Below are 19,259 nucleotides of genomic sequence, written 5' to 3' on the forward strand. Positions count from 1 at the left end.
AAAATCAAAGAGATCTTTGACAGTGCTGGTTCCGCCGGGGTGGCGATCCGGGTCGGCTGCGTCAGTCGCTGCTCTCACGGCGGGCGGAAGTCTGCAACATGAAGGCTAGCAGCTCGCGTGCCACGTCCTCGACGGAGGTGTTGACCAGCGTCGTATCGAACTCGGATTCGGCAGCGAGTTCGACCTTCGCGGCGGCGAGTCGTCGCTCGATGACCTCCGGCGCCTCGGTCCCGCGGCCGGTGAGCCGGCGCACCAGCTCGTCCCAGCTGGGCGGGGCGAGGAAGACCAGCCGCGCGTCGGACATCGACTGACGGACCAGTCGGGCCCCCTGGAGGTCGATTTCCAGGAGCACCGGTTCGCCCGCCTCCAGGCGTTCGAGCACGGCCCGGCGCGGTGTGCCGTAGCGATTGCCGGCGAACTCGGCCCACTCGAGCAGCTCGCCGTTGGCGATCAGCTTGTCGAACTCGTCGTTGTCCACGAAAAAGTAGTGGACACCGTTGCGCTCGCCGGGGCGCGGCCTGCGGGTCGTCGCCGACACCGAGAGCCAGACCTCGGGGTGGACCTTGCGCATGTGCGCGACGACCGTGCTCTTGCCGACCCCGGAGGGGCCGGAGAGCACGGTCAGCCGCGGACGTACGTCCGGGGGTACGGGGGACGTCCCCCGGGATGTTGCAGCCATGGAGCGATTATCCCCGTTCTCAGGGGTGCCTGAGAACGTCAGGCGGGAGAGCCACCGAACTCTCGCTCCAGGGAAGCAATCTGGTTGGAGCCGAGACCCCGGACCCGGCGGCTCTCGGAGATCCCGAGCCGCTCCATGATCTGCTTGGCGCGGACCTTGCCCACGCCCGGCAGGGACTCGAGAAGGGCGGAGACCTTCATCTTGCCGATGACGTCGTTCTCCTGGCCCTGCTTGATGACCTCGTGGAGGGAGGCGCCGGAGTGCTTGAGTCGATTCTTGACCTCGGCCCGCTCCCGGCGAGCCGCGGCGGCCTTTTCGAGCGCGGCTGCGCGCTGTTCAGGGGTAAGGGGCGGAAGAGCCACGCCTACGTCACCTCGGATGTCGATCTGTCGGATACGGACCGGTGAGGAACCTGATCGCCCCACACCTGGTGAGCAACGAACAACCTGTGCACGTTGGCTCTCGACGGAGACTAGCGGCCAAGGCCGTCTGAGTCAGCGAGAACAGACGAAAAGTCCTGGTCAGCCTTGGCCGACCAGGACATTTCAGGCATAACTACCGAGATTTTTGGTCAGGATTCCGCCAACACGCTGTTACGTGGCATCGTCAGCTTGCCGGGACGGCCGCGCGGACCTCGTCCGTGAGCCGATCGGCGGCTTCGCGCAGCCCTGACGCGTCGGGTCCGTGGCGCAGCACGCCCCGGCTCACGCTCGGCAGTACGTTTCCCACCGCGGCGCCGAAGACACCCGGCAGATCGGCTGGGGTGGCGCCCTGCGCACCGATGCCGGGGGCCAGCAGCGGTCCGTTGACCGCCAGGTTCACCCCCGCGTCGCCGAGTGTGGCGCCGATCACCGCACCGACCGATCCGAGCGGCGTGGCGCCCTCGTTCTCGGCGGCCACGTGGTCGAGCATCAGCTGGGCCAGCGACCGGCCGTCGGCGGCGCTGGCGCGCTGCACCTCGGCGCCCTCCGGGTTGGAGGTGAGACCGAGGACGAAGACGCCCGAACCGGAGAGGACGGCCGCGTCGAGCGCCGGTCGCAGCGAACCGAAGCCGAGGTACGGCGAGACGGTGAGCGCGTCGGAGAAGAGCGGTGAGCCCTTGTCCAGGTAGGTCGCCGCGTAGGCGCCCATGGTGGAGCCGATGTCGCCGCGCTTGGCGTCCATCAGGACGAGCGCTCCGGCGGCCCGCGACTCTTCGACGGCCTTCTCCAGGACGGCGATGCCGCGCGAGCCGAACCGCTCGAAGAACGCGGACTGCGGCTTGAGGACGGCCACCCGGTCGGCCAGCGCCTCGACGACCGTACGGGTGAACCGCTCCAGGCCCGCGATGTCGTCGTTCAGACCCCAGGCGGTGAGCAGCGAGGCGTGCGGGTCGATGCCGACGCAGAGCGGCCCGCGGGTGTCCATGGCGCGGCGCAGTCGCGCGCCGAAGGGTTCAGGGGTCACTTCATGACCTTCCGGGTCTCGGCGCCGACGGCCTCGGCGAGGGTGGCGTACGGGGAGGCGGCGAGGCGCGCGGCAAGGCCCTTGTGGATCGCGCGGGCGTAGAACGGGCCCTCGTAGATGAAGGCGCTGTAGCCCTGGACGAGGGTGGCGCCCGCGAGGATGCGCTGCCAGGCGTCCTCGGCGGTCTCGATGCCGCCGACGCCCACGAGGGTGATCTCGTCGCCGACGCGCGCGTAGAGCCGCTGCAGGACCTCCAGCGAGCGCACCTTGAGGGGCGCGCCGGAGAGTCCGCCGGTCTCCTTGACCAGCGACGGCGAGGCCTTCAGCCCGAGGCCGTCGCGGGCGATGGTGGTGTTGGTGGCGATGATGCCGTCCAGGCCCAGCTCGACCGCGAGGTCGGCGACCGCGTCGACGTCCTCGTCCGCGAGATCAGGGGCGATCTTGACGAGGAGCGGGACCCGGCGGTCGGTGACGGTCCGGTCCGCCGCCTCGCGAACGGCGGTGAGCAGCGGGCGCAGGGCCTCGGTGGCCTGGAGGTTGCGCAGGCCGGGCGTGTTGGGCGAGGAGACGTTGACGACCAGGTAGTCGGCGTGGCGGGCGAGCCGTTCGGTCGACTTCACGTAGTCGCCGACGGCTTCGGTCTCCGGCACGACCTTGGTCTTGCCGATGTTGACGCCGACCGTGGTCCGGAAGACCGGGTTGCGGGTGGCCAGGCGCTCGGCCACGGCCGCGGAGCCCTCGTTGTTGAAGCCCATGCGGTTGATCAGCGCGCGGTCCGCCACGAGGCGGAAGAGGCGCTTCTTGGGGTTGCCGGGCTGCGGCTCGCCGGTGACCGTACCGATCTCGATGTGGTCGAAGCCGAGCATCGACATGCCGTCGATCGCGACGGCGTTCTTGTCGAAGCCCGCGGCGAGGCCGAACGGGCCGTGCATGCGCAGGCCGAGGGCCTCGGTGCGCAGCTCCTTGTAGCGGGGGGCGAGCGCCGCCGCGACGAACGTACGCAGCACGGGGATGCGGGCCGCGAGGCGGATCCACCGGAAGGCCAGGTAGTGGGCCTGCTCCGGGTCCATCCGCTTGAAGACCAGCTGGAAGAAGAACTTGTACATCGGGTGTCCTCGGGTGTCCTCACAGAGAGGGGGACACCGTTTCCGGTGTCCCCCTGCTGGGCCTGCTAGTCGCGCGCCGCGGTCAGATGCTCCGCGTGTTCCTGGAGGGAACGTACGCCGACGTCTCCGTGGTTGAGCGCGTCGATGCCCTGGACGGCGGCGGCGAGCGCCTGGACCGTCGTGAGGCACGGCACGGACCGGGCGACGGCCGCGGTACGGATCTCGTAGCCGTCGAGCCGGCCGCCCGTTCCGTACGGCGTGTTAACAATCAGGTCGACCTCGCCGTCGTGGATGAGCTGGACGATGGTCCGCTCGCCCTGCGGTCCGACACCCTCGGACTGCTTGCGCACGACCGTGGCGTGGATGCCGTTGCGCTTCAGCACCTCGGCGGTGCCGGACGTGGCCAGCAGCTCGAAGCCGTGGGCGACCAGCTCACGCGCCGGGAAGATCATCGACCGCTTGTCGCGGTTGGCGACGGAGATGAACGCGCGGCCCTTGGTGGGCAGCGGGCCGTACGCGCCGGCCTGCGACTTGGCGTACGCCGTGCCGAAGACCGAGTCGATGCCCATGACCTCACCGGTGGAGCGCATCTCCGGGCCGAGGACGGTGTCGACACCGCGGCCGTGGATGTCGCGGAACCGCGACCACGGCATGACGGCCTCCTTGACGGAGATCGGCGCGTCGAGCGGCAGGGTGCCGCCGTCGCCGTTCTTCGGCAGCAGGCCCTCCTCGCGCAGTTCCGCGATGGTCGTGCCCAGCGAGATGCGGGCGGCGGCCTTGGCGAGCGGGACCGCGGTCGCCTTCGAGGTGAAGGGGACGGTGCGCGAGGCGCGCGGGTTGGCCTCCAGGACGTACAGGATGTCGCCGGAGAGCGCGAACTGGATGTTGATCAGTCCGCGGACGCCGACACCCTTGGCGATGCCCTCGGTGGAGGCCCGGAGCCGCTTGATGTCGTAGCCGCCGAGGGTGATCGGGGGCAGTGCGCAGGCGGAGTCTCCGGAGTGGATACCGGCCTCCTCGATGTGCTCCATGACGCCGCCGAGGTAGAGCTCGGTGCCGTCGTAGAGCGCGTCGACGTCGATCTCGATGGCGTCGTCGAGGAAGCGGTCGACCAGGACCGGCCGGGTGGGGCTGATCTCGGTGGACTCGGCGATGTACGAGGACAGCCGCGCCTCGTCGTACACGATCTCCATGCCGCGGCCGCCGAGCACGTACGACGGGCGCACGAGGACGGGGTAGCCGATCTCGTCGGCGATGGCCTTGGCTTCGGCGAAGGTGGTGGCGGTGCCGTGCTTCGGGGCCGGGAGTCCGGCCTCGGCCAGGACGCGGCCGAAGGCGCCGCGGTCCTCGGCGGCGTGGATCGCCTCCGGCGAGGTGCCGACGACCGGCACGCCGTTGTCCTTGAGCGCCTGCGAGAGGCCCAGTGGGGTCTGGCCGCCGAGCTGGACGATGACACCGGCGATCGGGCCCGCGAGGGACTCGGCGTGCACGATCTCCAGCACGTCCTCGAGCGTCAGCGGCTCGAAGTACAGGCGGTCGGAGGTGTCGTAGTCGGTGGAGACCGTCTCCGGGTTGCAGTTGACCATCACGGTCTCGTAGCCGGCGTCGCTCAGCGCGAAGGAGGCGTGGACGCAGGAGTAGTCGAACTCGATGCCCTGGCCGATGCGGTTGGGGCCCGAGCCGAGGATGATCACCGCGGGCTTGGTGCGGGTCGCGACCTCGTTCTCCTCGTCGTAGGAGGAGTAGAAGTACGGCGTCTTCGCGGCGAACTCGGCGGCGCAGGTGTCGACCGTCTTGTAGACCGGGCGGATGCCGAGCGCGTGCCGCACCTCGCGGACGACGTCCTCGCGCAGATCGCGGATCTCGGCGATCTGGGCGTCGGAGAAGCCGTGCCGCTTGGCCTCGGCGAGCAGCTCGGGGTCGAGCTTGTCGGCGGCGGCCAGCTCGTCGGCGATCTCCTTGATCAGGAACAGCTGGTCGACGAACCAGGGGTCGATCTTCGTGGCGTCGAAGACCTCTTCCTGGCTGGCGCCGGCCCGGATCGCCTGCATGACCGTGTTGATACGGCCGTCGGTCGGCCGGACCGCCTCGGCGAGCAGCTCGGCCTTGTCGCCGGGCTCGCCGGTGAAGGTGAACTGCGAGCCCTTCTTCTCCAGGGAGCGCAGCGCCTTCTGCAGCGCCTCGGTGAAGTTGCGGCCGATCGCCATGGCCTCGCCCACCGACTTCATGGTGGTGGTGAGGGTGGAGTCGGCGGACGGGAACTTCTCGAAGGCGAACCGGGGGGCCTTGACCACGACGTAGTCGAGCGTCGGCTCGAAGGAGGCCGGGGTCTTCTCGGTGATGTCGTTGGGGATCTCGTCGAGCGTGTAGCCGACGGCCAGCTTGGCGGCGATCTTGGCGATCGGGAAGCCGGTGGCCTTGGACGCCAGCGCCGAGGAGCGGGAGACCCGCGGGTTCATCTCGATGACGATGACCCGGCCGTCGGTCGGATCGATGGCGAACTGGATGTTGCAGCCGCCGGTGTCGACGCCGACCTCGCGGATGATCGCGATGCCGATGTCGCGCAGCCGCTGGTACTCGCGGTCGGTGAGGGTCATCGCCGGGGCGACGGTGATCGAGTCACCCGTGTGGACGCCCATCGGGTCGAAGTTCTCGATGGAGCAGACGACCACGACGTTGTCGTTCTTGTCGCGCATCAGCTCCAGCTCGTACTCCTTCCAGCCGAGGATGGACTCCTCCAGGAGCACCTCGGTGGTCGGGGAGAGCGTGAGGCCTTGTCCGGCGATGCGGCGCAGCTCCTCCTCGTCGTGCGCGAAGCCGGAACCGGCGCCGCCCATGGTGAAGGAGGGGCGGACGACGACGGGGTAGCCGCCGAGCGTGTCCACGCCCTTGAGCACGTCGTCCATGGAGTGGCAGATGACCGAGCGGGCGGACTCGCCGTAGCCGATCTTGGCCTTGACGGCTTCGACGACGCCCTTGAAGAGGTCGCGGTCCTCGCCCTTGTTGATGGCCTCGACGTTGGCACCGATGAGCTCGACGCCGTACTTCTCCAGGACACCGTTCTCATGCATGGAGATCGCGGTGTTGAGCGCGGTCTGACCGCCCAGCGTCGGGAGGAGCGCGTCGGGGCGCTCCTTGGCGATGATCTTCTCGACGAACTCGGGGGTGATCGGCTCGACGTACGTGGCGTCGGCGATCTCCGGGTCGGTCATGATCGTCGCCGGATTGGAGTTCACCAGGATGACGCGCAGGCCCTCGGCCTTGAGGACACGGCAGGCCTGGGTGCCGGAGTAGTCGAACTCGGCGGCCTGTCCGATGACGATCGGGCCGGAGCCGATGACCAGGACGGACTGGATATCGGAGCGCTTAGGCACGCTGGCCCTCCATCAGGGATACGAAACGGTCGAAGAGGTACGCGGCGTCGTGCGGGCCGGCGGCTGCCTCGGGGTGGTACTGGACGCTGAAGGCCGGCTGGTCGAGGAGCTGCAGTCCCTCGACCACCTGGTCGTTCAGGCAGACGTGGGAGACCTCGGCGCGGCCGAACTCGGTGTCGGACACCTTGTCCAGCGGGGCGTCGACGGCGAAGCCGTGATTGTGTGCGGTGACCTCGACCTTGCCGGTCGTGCGGTCCTGCACCGGCTGGTTGATGCCGCGGTGGCCGTACTTCAGCTTGTAGGTGCCGAAGCCGAGGGCACGGCCCAGGATCTGGTTGCCGAAGCAGATGCCGAAGAGCGGGGTCTTCCGCTCCAGGACGCCCTGCATGACGGAGACCGGGTGGTCGGCGGTGGCCGGGTCGCCGGGGCCGTTGGAGAAGAAGACTCCGTCGGGCCCGACCGCGTACACCTCGTCGAGGGTGGCGGTGGCGGGCAGGACGTGCACCTCGATGCCGCGCTCGGCCATCCGGTGCGGGGTCATGCCCTTGATGCCGAGGTCGATCGCGGCGACGGTGAACCTCTTCGTGCCGATCGCGGGGACGACGTACGTCTCCTTGGTCGCGACCTCGGCTGAGAGGTCGGCGCCCACCATCTCGGGGGCCTCCTTGACGCGCGCCAGCAGGGTGGCCTCGTCGGCGACGGCGTCACCGGAGAAGATGCCGACGCGCATGGCGCCGCGCTCGCGCAGGTGGCGGGTGAGGGCGCGGGTGTCGATGCCGCTGATGCCGACGACGCCCTGACGCTCCAGCTCCTCGTCGAGCGAGCGCTGCGAGCGCCAGTTGGAGGGCAGCCGCGCGGGGTCGCGCACCACGTATCCGGCGACCCAGATCCGCTGCGACTCGGGGTCCTCGTCGTTCACACCGGTGTTGCCGACGTGCGGGGCGGTCATCACGACGACCTGGCGGTGGTACGACGGGTCTGTCAGCGTCTCCTGGTAACCCGTCATGCCGGTGGAGAACACCGCCTCGCCGAAGGTCTCCCCCACGGCCCCGTAGGCGCGGCCGCGGAAGGCGCGGCCGTCCTCCAGGACGAGTACGGCGGGAACCCTGGAGGCTCCCCGGGTGGAGGTCGTCATCGCGCGATGCCTTCCGTAGTGCTGTCGGTGAGGTGGTGGATGGCGTCGACCCAGGCCGGGTGTTCGGCCGAGTGGTCGGAGCGGAAGCCGGAGTCGATCAGCTTGTCGCCGAGCGCCCAGGTGATGATCAGCAGGCCACCCTCGGGGAGGACCTTGCCCGCGATTCCCTTGTCGAGCCGGGCGTCACGCAGCTGCGCGGCCGGGACGAAGAAGTCGGCCGCCCCGGGGCGTACGACGTCGAGACCCTGTTCGGTCAGGGTGAGCTCGACCCGGCTGCGGGTGCCGAGGCCGTGGGCGACGATCCGGTCGAGCCACTGCCCGGCGGTCGTCGAGGCGTGGTAGCGGCCGGTCATCGTCAGCAGGGGTGGCTGTGCCGCGTACCCGTCCGGCGTGGCGGGCAGATCCGGCAGGTCGGACTGCAGGCTTCCCCGCCACTTCCATCCCTGGCGCATCAGCCAGTAGACGAAGGCGATGAAGACGATGAGTCCGATCACCCAGCTGATGCGGGCGGACAGGTCGGTCACGTCCGCCGACTTCTGCTCGGCGGCCAGCTGGTACAGGGGGGTCAGTGATGTCACGCGAGCTTCCCGTCGACGACCGTGGCACGGCCCCGCAGGAACGTGTGGGTGACGCGACCCGGCAGCTCGCGCCCCTCGTACGGGGTGTTGCGGCTGCGGGAGGCGAAGCCCGCGGGGTCCACGACTCCACGGTATGCCGGATCGACCAGCGTGAGGTTCGCAGGCTCACCGGGCGAGACGGGACGGCCGTGTCCTTCCAGGCGGCCGATGGCCGCGGGGCGGATGGACATCCGGTCGGCGACACCCGTCCAGTCGAGCAGACCGGTCTCGACCATCGTCTGCTGGACGACCGAGAGCGCGGTCTCCAGGCCCACCATGCCCATGGCGGCCGCGGCCCACTCGCAGTCCTTGTCCTCGTGCGGGTGCGGGGCGTGGTCGGTGGCGACGCAGTCGATCGTGCCGTCGGCGAGCGCCTCGCGCAGGGCCATCACATCGGCCTCGGTACGCAGCGGCGGGTTCACCTTGTAGACAGGGTCGTACGACCGTACGAGCTCGTCGGTGAGGAGCAGGTGATGCGGGGTGACCTCGGCGGTGACGTTCCAGCCCTTGGACTTGGCCCAGCGGACGATCTCGACGGAACCGGCGGTCGACAGGTGGCAGATGTGCACCCGGGAGTCGACGTGGGCGGCGAGGAGGACATCGCGGGCGATGATCGACTCCTCGGCGACGGCGGGCCAGCCACCGAGGCCGAGCTCGGCCGAGACGATGCCCTCGTTCATCTGGGCGCCCTCGGTGAGGCGGGGCTCCTGGGCGTGCTGGGCGACGACACCGTCGAACGCCTTCACGTACTCCAGCGCGCGCCGCATGATCACGGCGTCGTCGACGCACTTGCCGTCGTCGGAGAAGACTTTCACTCCGGCGGCCGAATCGTGCATGGCGCCGAGTTCGGCGAGGTGCTTGCCCTCCAGGCCGACGGTGACGGCGCCGATCGGCTGCACGTCGCAGTAGCCGGATTCCTTGCCGAGCCGCCAGACCTGCTCGACGACGCCGGCGGTGTCGGCGACCGGGAAGGTGTTGGCCATGGCGTGCACGGCGGTGAAGCCGCCGACCGCCGCGGCCTTGGTGCCGGTGAGGACGGTCTCGGAGTCCTCGCGGCCGGGCTCGCGCAGGTGGGTGTGGAGGTCGACCAGTCCGGGGAGCAGAATCTGCCCCTCGGCCTCGACCACCACGGCGTCTCCGGCATCGATACCGGTACCGACCTGCGCGATGGTCTCGCCGTCGATCAGGACGTCCTGCGGCTCGCCCCCGAGGATCTTCGCGCCGCGAATAAGGATCTTGCTCATGGTTACTTGTTCTCCTCGGAATCGGCGGGGCGCGCAGCGCTTCGATCAAGGGTGGCGGCGGGCGACGGGTGGGAGGGTGCGGCGGGCTCGGAGCCGCCCAGCAGCAGGTACAGGACCGCCATGCGGATCGAGACGCCGTTGGCGACCTGCTCGACGGCCGTGCACCGGTCGGAGTCGGCGACCTCGGCGGTGATCTCCATGCCGCGGACCATCGGGCCGGGGTGCATGACGATGGCGTGCCCGGGCATCTTCGCCATGCGCTCGCCGTCCAGGCCGTAGCGGCGGGAGTACTCGCGCTCGGTCGGGAAGTACGCGGCGTTCATCCGTTCACGCTGCACACGCAGCATCATCACCGCGTCGGACTTCGGCAGCACCTCGTCGAGGCTGTAGCTGACGTCGCACGGCCACTGCTCGACACCGACCGGGACGAGGGTCGGCGGAGCCACCAGCGTGACGTGGGCGCCGAGGGTGTGCAGCAGGTGCACGTTGGAGCGGGCGACCCGGCTGTGCAGGATGTCGCCGACGATCGTGATCCGTCGTCCTTCCAGGTCCTGGCCGAGCCCGGCATCGGCCCCGACCAGCCTGCGGCGCATGGTGAAGGCGTCCAGGAGCGCCTGGGTGGGGTGCTCGTGCGTGCCGTCACCGGCGTTGACGACCGCGCCGTCGATCCAGCCGGAGGTGGCGAGACGGTACGGGGCGCCGGAGGCGCCGTGCCGGATGACGACGGCGTCCGCGCCCATCGCCTCCAGGGTCAGCGCGGTGTCCTTGAGCGACTCGCCCTTGGAGACCGACGAGCCCTTCGCGGAGAAGTTGATGACATCGGCGGAGAGGCGCTTGGCGGCGGCCTCGAAGGAGATGCGGGTACGCGTCGAGTCCTCGAAGAAGAGGTTGACGACGGTGCGGCCGCGCAGGGTCGGGAGCTTCTTGATCGGCCGGTCGGCGACGCGGGCCATCTCCTCGGCGGTGTCGAGGATCAGCACGGCGTCGTCGCGGGTGAGGTCGGCGGCCGAGATGAGGTGACGCTTCATCTGGGTGTTCTCCGGGTGGCTGGAGGGTTCAGGCATGCGGGCGTGCGGAAGCTGTCGTACGACCGGATGCCGGCCGTACGGGTGAGTACAGCTACTGCGCGCCCGCCGGGGCGGTCTGCTGGACACCGAGCAGCACGGCGTCGCGGCCGTCCTCCTCGGCCAGCTGGACCTTGACCGTCTCCCGCAGCGACGTGGGGAGGTTCTTGCCGACGTAATCGGCACGGATCGGGAGTTCGCGGTGGCCGCGGTCGACCAGGACCGCGAGTTGCACCGCGCGGGGGCGGCCGATGTCGCCGAGCGCGTCGAGCGCGGCGCGGATCGTACGGCCGGAGAAGAGCACGTCGTCGACCAGGACGACCAGTCGTCCCTCGATACCCTCGCCGGGGATCTCGGTGCGGGCCAGGGCGCGCGCCGGGCGCAGCCGCAGGTCGTCGCGGTACATCGTGATGTCGAGGGAGCCGACCGGCACCTTGCGGCCGGTGATCTCCTCGAGCTTGTCGGCCAGCCGACGGGCGAGGTAGACGCCCCGTGTCGGGATGCCGAGGAGCACCACATCGTCGGCGCCCTTGGCGCGTTCGACGATTTCGTGGGCGATTCGGGTCAGTACTCGGGCGATGTCGGGAGCCTCGAGAACGGGGCGTGCCGCATTGCCGGTGGCTTCGTGCTGTGCGTCCATAAGAAACGGACCTCCTTCTCCGCCTCACTGGACGGACCTTAAAGGACGTCGAAATTTGCTTCATCAACGTTACCAGGCCTTGCACGGAGCCTTGGTCACAATCCCGGGAGGTGCCAGTGCGGACCATTCGGCTTGACGCATCCAAGTAACGCTGCGTAACCTCACAGTGAGTTACCAGACTTCGTCCGGGGAGCCTTATGTCCAGCGAATACGCAAAACAGCTCGGGGCCAAGCTCCGTGCCATCCGCACCCAGCAGGGCCTCTCCCTCCATGGTGTGGAGGAGAAGTCCCAGGGCCGCTGGAAGGCCGTCGTGGTCGGTTCGTACGAGCGCGGCGACCGTGCCGTGACCGTACAGCGTCTCGCCGAGCTGGCGGACTTCTACGGCGTCCCGGTGCAGGAGCTTCTGCCCGGCACGACGCCCGGCGGGGCGGCAGAGCCGCCGCCGAAGCTTGTCCTGGACCTGGAGCGCCTCGCCCACGTCCCGCCGGAGAAGGCCGGACCGCTGCAGCGCTACGCGGCGACGATCCAGAGCCAGCGCGGTGACTACAACGGCAAGGTGCTCTCGATCCGCCAGGACGACCTGCGCACGCTGGCCGTGATCTATGACCAGTCGCCGTCCGTGCTCACCGAGCAGCTGATCAGCTGGGGTGTCCTGGATGCGGACGCGCGCCGCGCAGTCGCCCACGACGAGGGCTGACGTGCGGGTCTGAAGCCCCGAAGAAACGTAACGCCGGGTTGGCCGGGTCCCCCATTCGGGCCCCGGGCATCCCGGCGTTTTTTGCTGTCGCGATCCCCACGGTGCGGGGTTCGGGGTTCCGTCCTCAAGCGCCGGACCGGCTTGGGTGTCCGCCCCGGGCCGTGAGGGCGCCATCGCCCCTGCCCGGTGGTGGGGTGGTGTCCCTCCGGGGCGTCCCCTCGGGACTGGCGCGGAAGCCGGCAGCGCGACGAACAATGACCCGAGCTCCCCCGACGACGAACCCGAATGTTCGTCGTTCGAGGAGACACCCCGGAGGGGCCCCGGACCCCCACCCACCCGACCGAGGCGACCGCACCCCCGGAGAACGGCGCCGGGCCGGACACCCCAAGCCCGTCCGGCGATTGCGGACGGAACCCCCGCCCCGGGACAGGGGCACACCACCACGAACGACGCCCCGACCAGGGGCCCCGCACGCCGAAGGGCCCACGGTCGTGCGACCGTGGGCCCTTCGTGGGCTGAACTCCGCCGGAAGCTACGACTCCCGGCGAAGGTTCGGCTTGAGGTCCTTGAAGCGTGCCAGCAGCCCGTTCACGAAGGACGGGGAGTCATCGGTGGAGAACTCCTTGGCGAGCTGGACCGCCTCATCGATCACCACCGCGTCCGGCGTCCCGTCCACCCAGATCAGCTCGTACGCACCGAGCCGCAGGATGTTCCGGTCGACGACCGGCATGCGGTCGATCTCCCAGTCCACGGCGTAGGTGATGATGAGGTCGTCGATCCGGTCGGCGTACTGCGCGTACCCCTCGACGAGCTCCATCGTGTACTCGGTGACCGGCGGCTGACGGGTGTCGGACCGCGAGAGCCGCACCCAGTCCGCGAGGACCGTCTGCACGGACTCACCGCGCTGGTCGGCCTCGAACAGGATCTGGAAGGCTCGCTTGCGGGCCGTGTTCCGAGCAGCCACGGTTAGCTGTTCACCCGGCCGAGGTAGTCGCCCGTGCGGGTGTCGACCTTGATCTTCTCACCCGTGGTGATGAAGAGCGGGACGCCGATCTCGTAACCGGTCTCCAGCGTGGCGGGCTTGGTGCCACCGGTGGAGCGGTCGCCCTGAACGCCCGGGTCGGTGTGCTGGATGGTCAGCTCGACGGCGGCCGGCAGCTCGACGTAGAGCACCTCGCCCTCGTGCTGGGCGACGGAGGCCGTGAAGCCCTCGATCAGGAAGTTGGCGGCGTCGCCGACAGCCTTGCGGTCGACCATGAGCTGGTCGTACGTGTCCATGTCCATGAAGACGAAGTACTCGCCGTCCATGTACGAGAACTGCATGTCGCGGCGGTCGATGGTGGCCGTCTCGACCTTCACGCCGGCGTTGAACGTCTTGTCGACGACCTTGCCGGACAGCACGTTCTTGAGCTTGGTGCGCACGAAAGCCGGGCCCTTGCCGGGCTTGACGTGCTGGAACTCGACGACGGACCAGAGCTGGCCTCCGTCGAGCTTGAGCACCAGGCCGTTCTTGAGGTCGTTCGTGGAAGCCACGGTTGCGGAATCTCCTGGACTGAAGCTGGTGGACAACCAAGGATGCGCGCTAGAGCGCGAGCAGCTCCTTGGTCGTAATGGTGAGTAGCTCGGGTCCGCCGTCCGCCTCGGGGCGCACGACGAGCGTGTCATCGATCCGGACTCCGCCCCGGCCCGGGAGGTGAACCCCCGGTTCGACGGTGACCGGCACACAAGCGTCCAGTTTACCCATGGCTGCCGGTGCCAGCTGCGGGTCCTCGTCGATTTCGAGCCCCACCCCGTGCCCGGTCCAGGGTGCGAGGCCGTCACCGTGGCCCGCGGAGTCCAGGAGATGGCGGGCCGCGCGGTCCACATCTCGGTACGCGGCGCCCGGCACCAAGGCCTCGCGTCCGGCCCGCTGAGCGGCGAAAACCAGGTCGTAGAGGTCGATCTGCCAGGCGGCCGGCGCGGTCCCGATGACAAATGTACGACCGATCTCGCACCGGTAGCCGCGATAGTTCGCGCCGAGGCAGACGGAGAGGAAATCTCCCTCCTCGACCCGCCGGTCGGAGGGCCGGTGACGGCCCTGGCCCGAGTTGGGTCCGGTGGCGACGGAGGTCGAGAACGCGGGTCCGTCGGCGCCGTGGTCCACCAGCCGCCGTTCCAGTTCCAGTGCCAGATGCCGTTCGGTACGGCCGACAAGGATCGATTCGAGGAGTTCGCCGAGTGCCTGGTCGGTGATCTCGGCGGCGATCCGCAGGCAGGCGATCTCCTCCTCGTCCTTGACGATGCGCAGCTGCTCCACCGTTGCGCCGAGGTCGGCCAGCCGGAGCCGCGGGGCCACCGCGTGCATGGCCCGGTGGCGGGCGACCGTCAGATCGTGTTCCTCCACGGCCAGCGATTCCGCGCCGGAAGAGGTGGCCAGGTCAGCGGCTGCGACCACCGGATCGCCGTCGGTGGCGGGCAGCAGGGCCAGCCGCAGCTCGTCGTCGGTGCGCCCCTGGACGGTATCGCCGGTCGGCGCCCGGGGGCAGACCAGGACGTCCTCGTCGGGGCCGAGCAGCAGCACGGCACCCGGGGGCGCCCCGCCCGCGAGGTAGCGGACGTTGGCGGGGCGGGAGACCAGAGCGGCCGCGGATCCGACGGCGGCGCACCGGTCCCGCAGCAGCGCGCGGCGGACGGTGTACACCTCTGACATGCCACGAGCCTACGAGCGGGAGCGCCGGGCTGCCCGGTCAGCGCATCCGACCGGGGACCGCAGCAGGTCCGGGCCCGCGCTCAGGTGTGCGGAACCCGGACCCGCCGGGCCGTCACCATGCGGGCGGGCTGGCTATGGAGCGGGCGAGTATGTCGTCGAGGACGCGGGCCGTGGTCTCCACGTCGTAGGTCGAGTTGTCGATGATCGGCAGCCCCGAGCCGTACCAGCCGGCCATCCTGCCGTGGATCCGGGCGACCTCCTCGTCCGACAGCCGGCGGTTGCCGCTGCGGGCGGCGTTGCGCTCCAGCACGATCTCCAGGCCGGGGAGGAGCACCACGGGCAGCAGCCCCGGGCCCACATGGCGCTTCCATCCGCCGAGGCCGACGACCGGGCGGTCGGGGAACACCGCGTCGTCGAGGATGCAGGAGATGCCGTTGGCCAGGAAATTACGGGCCGCGAAGCCGCAGGTGCGGCGGGCCAGCCGGTACTGGGCCTCCGAGTGGTCGTTCCACCCGGCCTGCGGGTCGGCGAAGCCGGAGCAGACCCATTCGCGGACGTCGTCGAGGCTGACGTGCGCCGTGGGGACCCTGCGGCGGCTGGCCCAGAGCTTGGCCACGGTGGTCTTGCCCGCGCCCGCCGGCCCGATCAGGAGGACGGCGAGCGTCGCCGTGCCCGTGCCGGGCTCGGCGGGTGGTGCGGGCAGCGGGACGGGACCACCTGGCGGCAGCTGCACGTGCCCGGTGGTCTCCCGGGAGACGGGCGCGGGGGCGTGGTGCGGGGCGGGCCCGGTCCAGCCCTGGCCCTGGGGTGCCGACGGGGGTGGAGGCGGCGGCCCCGGCGGACCGGGGTGTCCGGGGTGCTGGGCCTGGTGCGTCCAGCCGGCAGGTCCGTTTCCGGGTCCTTGGGGCGGCGGCAGCGGGGCCCCCACTGCGTGCTGCATCCGGTGCCACTCCGTCTCGTACAGGCAACTGGCGCTGGTGGAACGGCCACCGTACCGTCCCCGGCCGCCACAGAGGCAACGGTCGGGGACGGTACGGAGTGCCCGTCGGCCGGGTCTGGCCGTCCGGTACGCCGCCTGTCAGTCCGTCAGTTCGTCCGCGAGGGCGCGGAGCGCGAGCCGGTAGGAGCCGATGCCGAATCCGGCCACGGTCCCCGTGGCGACCGGGGCGACCACGGAGTTGTGGCGGAATTCCTCCCGTGCGTACGGGTTCGAGATGTGCACCTCGATCAGCGGGGCGGTGCGCTGCGCGGCCGCGTCCCGCATTCCGTACGAGTAGTGGGTGAACGCTCCCGGGTTGAGAACGACCGGAATCGAACCGTCCGCTGCCTCGTGCAGCCAGCGGATCAGCTCGCCCTCGTCGTTGGTCTCCCGGACGTCGACGTCGAAGCCGAGCTCCTTGCCGAGCGCCCGGCAGGTCTCGACGAGTCCGGCGTACGACGTCGCTCCGTACACATCGGGCTCACGGGATCCGAGCCGGCCGAGGTTCGGCCCGTTGAGCACGAAGACCCTGCGGGTCACGCCGACACCTCCCCGTACGCGGCGAGCAGCACGGCCGGGTCGGGGCCCTCCAGGACGGTGGGCTTGCCCAGGCCGTCGAGGACGATGAAGCGGAGCAGGTCGCCGCGGGACTTCTTGTCGACCTTCATGTTCTCCAGCAGCCTGGGCCACTGGTCACCGCGGTAGGTGAGCGGCAGTCCGACCGACTCCAGGATCGCCCGGTGCCGGTCGGCGGTGGCGTCGTCGAGGCGGCCGGCCAGCCGGCCGAGCTCGGCGGCGAAGACCATCCCGATGGAGACGGCCGCTCCGTGGCGCCACTTGTAGCGCTCGTTCTTCTCGATGGCGTGGCCGAGCGTGTGACCGTAGTTGAGGATCTCGCGCAGACCGGACTCCTTGAGGTCGCTGGAGACGACCTCGGCCTTGACCCGGATGGAGCGCTCGATCAGCTCGGCGGTGTGCGGTCCGGCGGGCGTACGGGCGCCTTCCGGGTCCGACTCGATCAGGTCGAGGATCGCGGGGTCGGCGATGAAACCGGCCTTGATGATCTCGGCCATGCCGCTGACGTAGTCGTGCACGGGCAGCGAGTCGAGGGAGGCGAGGTCGCAGAGCACCCCGGCCGGCGGGTGGAAGGCGCCGACGAGGTTCTTGCCCTCGGCGGTGTTGATGCCCGTCTTGCCGCCGACGGCCGCGTCGACCATGGCGAGCACCGTCGTCGGTACGGCGATCCAGCGCACCCCGCGAAGCCAGGTCGCCGCGACGAATCCGGCCACATCCGTGGTGGCGCCGCCACCGACGCCGACGATCACATCGGTGCGGGTGAAGCCGGTCTGGCCGAGCGCCTTCCAGCAGTACGCCGCGACCTCGACGGTCTTGGCCTCCTCGGCGTTCGGCAGCTGGATCGCGATGGCCTCGTACCCCTGCTCGGCGAGGTCCTGACGGACCGCCTCGCCGGTCTCGGCGAGCGCCTCGGGGTGCAGGACCGCGACCCGCTGGGCGCGTTCGCCGATGAGCGACGGCAGCTCGCCGAGCAGCTGCCGGCCGATCAGCACCTCGTACGGGTCGGTGCCCGCGCTGCCGGCGATCTGGATGCGCGTGGGGCCCTGTTCCGTCATGTGTGTGTTCTCCCGGCCGGGCGACGCGGGGTCGCCCGCGCGCTCCGGCAGTTCCAGTGCGTCGAGGACCGCTTGGGCGACCTCTTCGGGGGTGCGCTCGTCGGTGGCGACGGTCGCCCTGGCCACCTCGGTGTACAGATGGCGGCGGGCGTCCATCAGCTCGCGCCACTGCCGGCGCGGGTTGACGGCGAGCAGCGGGCGCGCGGTGTTCAGCCCCACCCGCTTGACGGCCTCTTCGACGTCCATCGAGAGGTAGACGACCGCGCGATCGGCGAGCAGCGTACGGGTCGTCTCGTCGAGCACGGCTCCGCCGCCGAGCGAGAGGACGCCCGTGTGCTCGGCGACTGCAGCGCGTACCGCCTCTCGCTCGAGCTCGCGGAAGTGCTCCTCGCCCTCGTCGTAGAAGATCTCGGAGATCGGCTTGCCCGCCGCGGCCACGACGTCCGCGTCGGTGTCCCGGTAGGTGGTGCCGAGCCGGTCGGCGAGGAGTTCACCGACCGTGGACTTGCCGACGCCCATCGGGCCGACGAGGACGATCAGGGGGCCGCTCATCGGATCTGGAGGTGGTCGAGGTACGACTGGACGTTGCGGTGGGTCTCGGGGACGCTGTCGCCGCCGAACTTCTCCGCGACGGCGTCGGCCAGGACCAGCGCGACCATCGCCTCGGCAACGATCCCGGCGGCCGGCACGGCACAGACATCGGAGCGCTGGTGGTGCGCCTTGGCGGGCTCCCCGGTGACGACGTCGACGGTGGCCAGCGCGCGGGGCACGGTCGCGATGGGCTTCATCGCGGCGCGGACACGCAGCAGCTCTCCGGTGGTCAGACCGCCCTCGGTGCCGCCGGAACGGCCGGAGGCGCGCTTGATGCCGTCCTCGGTGACCAGGATCTCGTCGTGCGCCTTCGAGCCGGGGACCCGGGCCAGGTCGAAGCCGTCGCCGACCTCGACCCCCTTGATGGCCTGAATGCCCATGAGGGCGGCGGCGAGGCGGGCGTCGAGACGCCGGTCCCAGTGCACGTGCGAGCCGAGGCCGACCGGCACGCCGTACGCGAGCACCTCGACCACACCACCGAGGGTGTCGCCGTCCTTGTGGGCCTGGTCGATCTCGGCGACCATCTGCTTGCTCGCGGCGGCGTCGAGGCAGCGCACCGGGTCGGCGTCGAGCTTCTCGACGTCGGCGGGCGTGGGGTAGACACCGTAGGGCGCCTTGGCCGCGGCCAGTTCGACGACGTGGCTGACGATCTCGATACCCGCGGTCTCCTTGAGGTACGACCGTGCGACGGCGCCGAGCGCCACCCGGGCCGCTGTCTCCCGGGCGCTGGCGCGCTCCAGGATCGGCCGGGCCTCGTCGAAGCCGTACTTCTGCATGCCCGCGAGGTCGGCGTGGCCGGGGCGGGGGCGGGTCAGCGGGGCGTTACGGGCCAGCGCGGCCAGTTCGTCGGCGTCGACCGGGTCGGCCGACATGACCTGCTCCCACTTGGGCCATTCGGTGTTGCCCACCATCACGGCGACCGGGGAGCCCATGGTGAGCCCGTGGCGCACCCCGCCGAGGAAGGTGACCTCGTCCTTCTCGAACTTCATGCGAGCGCCGCGGCCATAGCCGAGCCGCCGCCGGGCGAGTGCGTCCGCCACCATCTCCGTGGTGATCGGGACGCCGGCGGGAAGACCCTCCAGCGTCGCCACCAGTGCGGGGCCGTGCGACTCCCCTGCGGTCAGCCAGCGCAACCTGCTCAACGGTGCTCCTCATGCTCGCGCCTGAAACTGCAACGGCGCGACCGGGTGCGCGGCCCTGGCCCGCCGCCATTGATCCTCCCATGCCCGGGCGGTGGATCTGATCGGCGTACCAGTTGTCGGACACTCGAAGGCTCGGTCCGGACGCACCAGGCGCCTGAATCCCGGCCGTGGCAGGCTGCCCGACGGAGTACGGAGGGCCCGGCCCCACATAGGGCGGCCGGGCC

At 70.3% G+C, this 19,259-nt stretch carries 18 protein-coding genes; 1 reads left to right on the top strand and 17 read right to left on the bottom strand.

Annotated elements, in window-relative coordinates; all coding sequences use genetic code 11:
* Positions 1 to 61 precede the first annotated feature (61 nt).
* From gmk to pyrR, 10 genes are all read right to left on the bottom strand, one after another.
* Positions 62 to 679 (bottom strand): guanylate kinase, encoded by a 618-nt coding sequence (gene gmk, locus ACFYP5_RS13520; RefSeq protein WP_389034651.1) that lies wholly within the window; start codon positions 677 to 679, stop codon positions 62 to 64.
* Positions 680 to 717: 38 nt separating this feature from the next.
* On the bottom strand, positions 718 to 1,041 hold the full coding sequence (locus tag ACFYP5_RS13525) for an integration host factor (protein WP_003970367.1): 324 nt from the start codon (positions 1,039 to 1,041) through the stop codon (positions 718 to 720).
* 244 nt (positions 1,042 to 1,285) lie between these two features.
* Entirely contained in the window at positions 1,286 to 2,125 is an 840-nt protein-coding gene (gene pyrF / locus ACFYP5_RS13530; RefSeq protein ID WP_389034654.1) for an orotidine-5'-phosphate decarboxylase, read from the bottom strand.
* Positions 2,122 to 3,231 (bottom strand): quinone-dependent dihydroorotate dehydrogenase, encoded by a 1,110-nt coding sequence (locus ACFYP5_RS13535; RefSeq protein ID WP_389034657.1) that lies wholly within the window; start codon positions 3,229 to 3,231, stop codon positions 2,122 to 2,124. The genes pyrF and ACFYP5_RS13535 overlap by 4 nt, the downstream gene beginning before the upstream one ends.
* A 65-nt stretch (positions 3,232 to 3,296) precedes the next feature.
* Entirely contained in the window at positions 3,297 to 6,605 is a 3,309-nt protein-coding gene (carB, locus tag ACFYP5_RS13540; protein ID WP_389034659.1) for a carbamoyl-phosphate synthase large subunit, read from the bottom strand.
* The gene (gene carA / locus ACFYP5_RS13545) at positions 6,598 to 7,740 is read right to left on the bottom strand and encodes a glutamine-hydrolyzing carbamoyl-phosphate synthase small subunit (RefSeq protein ID WP_389034661.1); all 1,143 of its coding nucleotides are present in this window, start codon (positions 7,738 to 7,740) and stop codon (positions 6,598 to 6,600) included. Before carA ends, carB begins: the two co-directional genes overlap by 8 nt.
* Positions 7,737 to 8,318 carry a hypothetical protein gene (locus ACFYP5_RS13550; RefSeq protein WP_389034663.1) on the bottom strand — a complete coding sequence of 194 codons (582 nt, stop codon included), beginning with the start codon at positions 8,316 to 8,318 and terminating at the stop codon, positions 7,737 to 7,739. Before ACFYP5_RS13550 ends, carA begins: the two co-directional genes overlap by 4 nt.
* Positions 8,315 to 9,601, bottom strand: coding sequence for a dihydroorotase (locus ACFYP5_RS13555; RefSeq protein ID WP_327123861.1), 1,287 nt, complete (start codon positions 9,599 to 9,601; stop codon positions 8,315 to 8,317). Before ACFYP5_RS13555 ends, ACFYP5_RS13550 begins: the two co-directional genes overlap by 4 nt.
* Positions 9,602 to 9,603: 2 nt before the next feature.
* Positions 9,604 to 10,629 (bottom strand): aspartate carbamoyltransferase catalytic subunit, encoded by a 1,026-nt coding sequence (locus ACFYP5_RS13560; protein ID WP_389035322.1) that lies wholly within the window; start codon positions 10,627 to 10,629, stop codon positions 9,604 to 9,606.
* Between the two features lie 91 nt (positions 10,630 to 10,720).
* Positions 10,721 to 11,305 (bottom strand): bifunctional pyr operon transcriptional regulator/uracil phosphoribosyltransferase PyrR, encoded by a 585-nt coding sequence (gene pyrR / locus ACFYP5_RS13565; protein ID WP_389034666.1) that lies wholly within the window; start codon positions 11,303 to 11,305, stop codon positions 10,721 to 10,723.
* A gap of 197 nt (positions 11,306 to 11,502) precedes the next feature.
* Between pyrR and bldD the strand changes: the two genes are divergently transcribed.
* Positions 11,503 to 12,003: a transcriptional regulator BldD gene (gene bldD, locus ACFYP5_RS13570; RefSeq protein WP_014157378.1), complete on the top strand. Its 501-nt coding sequence runs from the start codon at positions 11,503 to 11,505 to the stop codon at positions 12,001 to 12,003.
* Positions 12,004 to 12,535: 532 nt separating this feature from the next.
* Here the strand turns inward: bldD and nusB are convergent.
* The 7 genes from nusB to aroC form a co-directional block, all read right to left on the bottom strand.
* A complete protein-coding gene (gene nusB, locus ACFYP5_RS13575) occupies positions 12,536 to 12,967 on the bottom strand; it encodes a transcription antitermination factor NusB (protein ID WP_030968779.1) in 432 nt (143 codons plus the stop codon).
* Positions 12,968 to 12,969: 2 nt separating this feature from the next.
* Complete coding sequence (gene efp, locus ACFYP5_RS13580) at positions 12,970 to 13,536, bottom strand: elongation factor P (protein ID WP_030918902.1); 567 nt, start codon at positions 13,534 to 13,536, stop codon at positions 12,970 to 12,972.
* A 49-nt stretch (positions 13,537 to 13,585) separates the two neighbouring features.
* Positions 13,586 to 14,692, bottom strand: coding sequence for an aminopeptidase P family protein (locus ACFYP5_RS13585; protein ID WP_389034668.1), 1,107 nt, complete (start codon positions 14,690 to 14,692; stop codon positions 13,586 to 13,588).
* A gap of 112 nt (positions 14,693 to 14,804) precedes the next feature.
* Positions 14,805 to 15,632 carry a Pro-rich N-terminal domain-containing protein gene (locus ACFYP5_RS13590; protein ID WP_389034670.1) on the bottom strand — a complete coding sequence of 276 codons (828 nt, stop codon included), beginning with the start codon at positions 15,630 to 15,632 and terminating at the stop codon, positions 14,805 to 14,807.
* A gap of 138 nt (positions 15,633 to 15,770) precedes the next feature.
* Complete coding sequence (gene aroQ, locus ACFYP5_RS13595; RefSeq protein WP_329200464.1) at positions 15,771 to 16,211, bottom strand: type II 3-dehydroquinate dehydratase; 441 nt, start codon at positions 16,209 to 16,211, stop codon at positions 15,771 to 15,773.
* Positions 16,208 to 17,854, bottom strand: coding sequence for a 3-dehydroquinate synthase (gene aroB, locus ACFYP5_RS13600; RefSeq protein ID WP_389034673.1), 1,647 nt, complete (start codon positions 17,852 to 17,854; stop codon positions 16,208 to 16,210). Before aroB ends, aroQ begins: the two co-directional genes overlap by 4 nt.
* The gene (aroC, locus tag ACFYP5_RS13605) at positions 17,851 to 19,035 is read right to left on the bottom strand and encodes a chorismate synthase (RefSeq protein ID WP_389034675.1); all 1,185 of its coding nucleotides are present in this window, start codon (positions 19,033 to 19,035) and stop codon (positions 17,851 to 17,853) included. The genes aroB and aroC overlap by 4 nt, the downstream gene beginning before the upstream one ends.
* Between the last annotated feature and the right edge of the window lie 224 nt (positions 19,036 to 19,259).

This window comes from Streptomyces sp. NPDC005262 (assembly GCF_042872425.1).
Classification (GTDB): domain Bacteria; phylum Actinomycetota; class Actinomycetes; order Streptomycetales; family Streptomycetaceae; genus Streptomyces.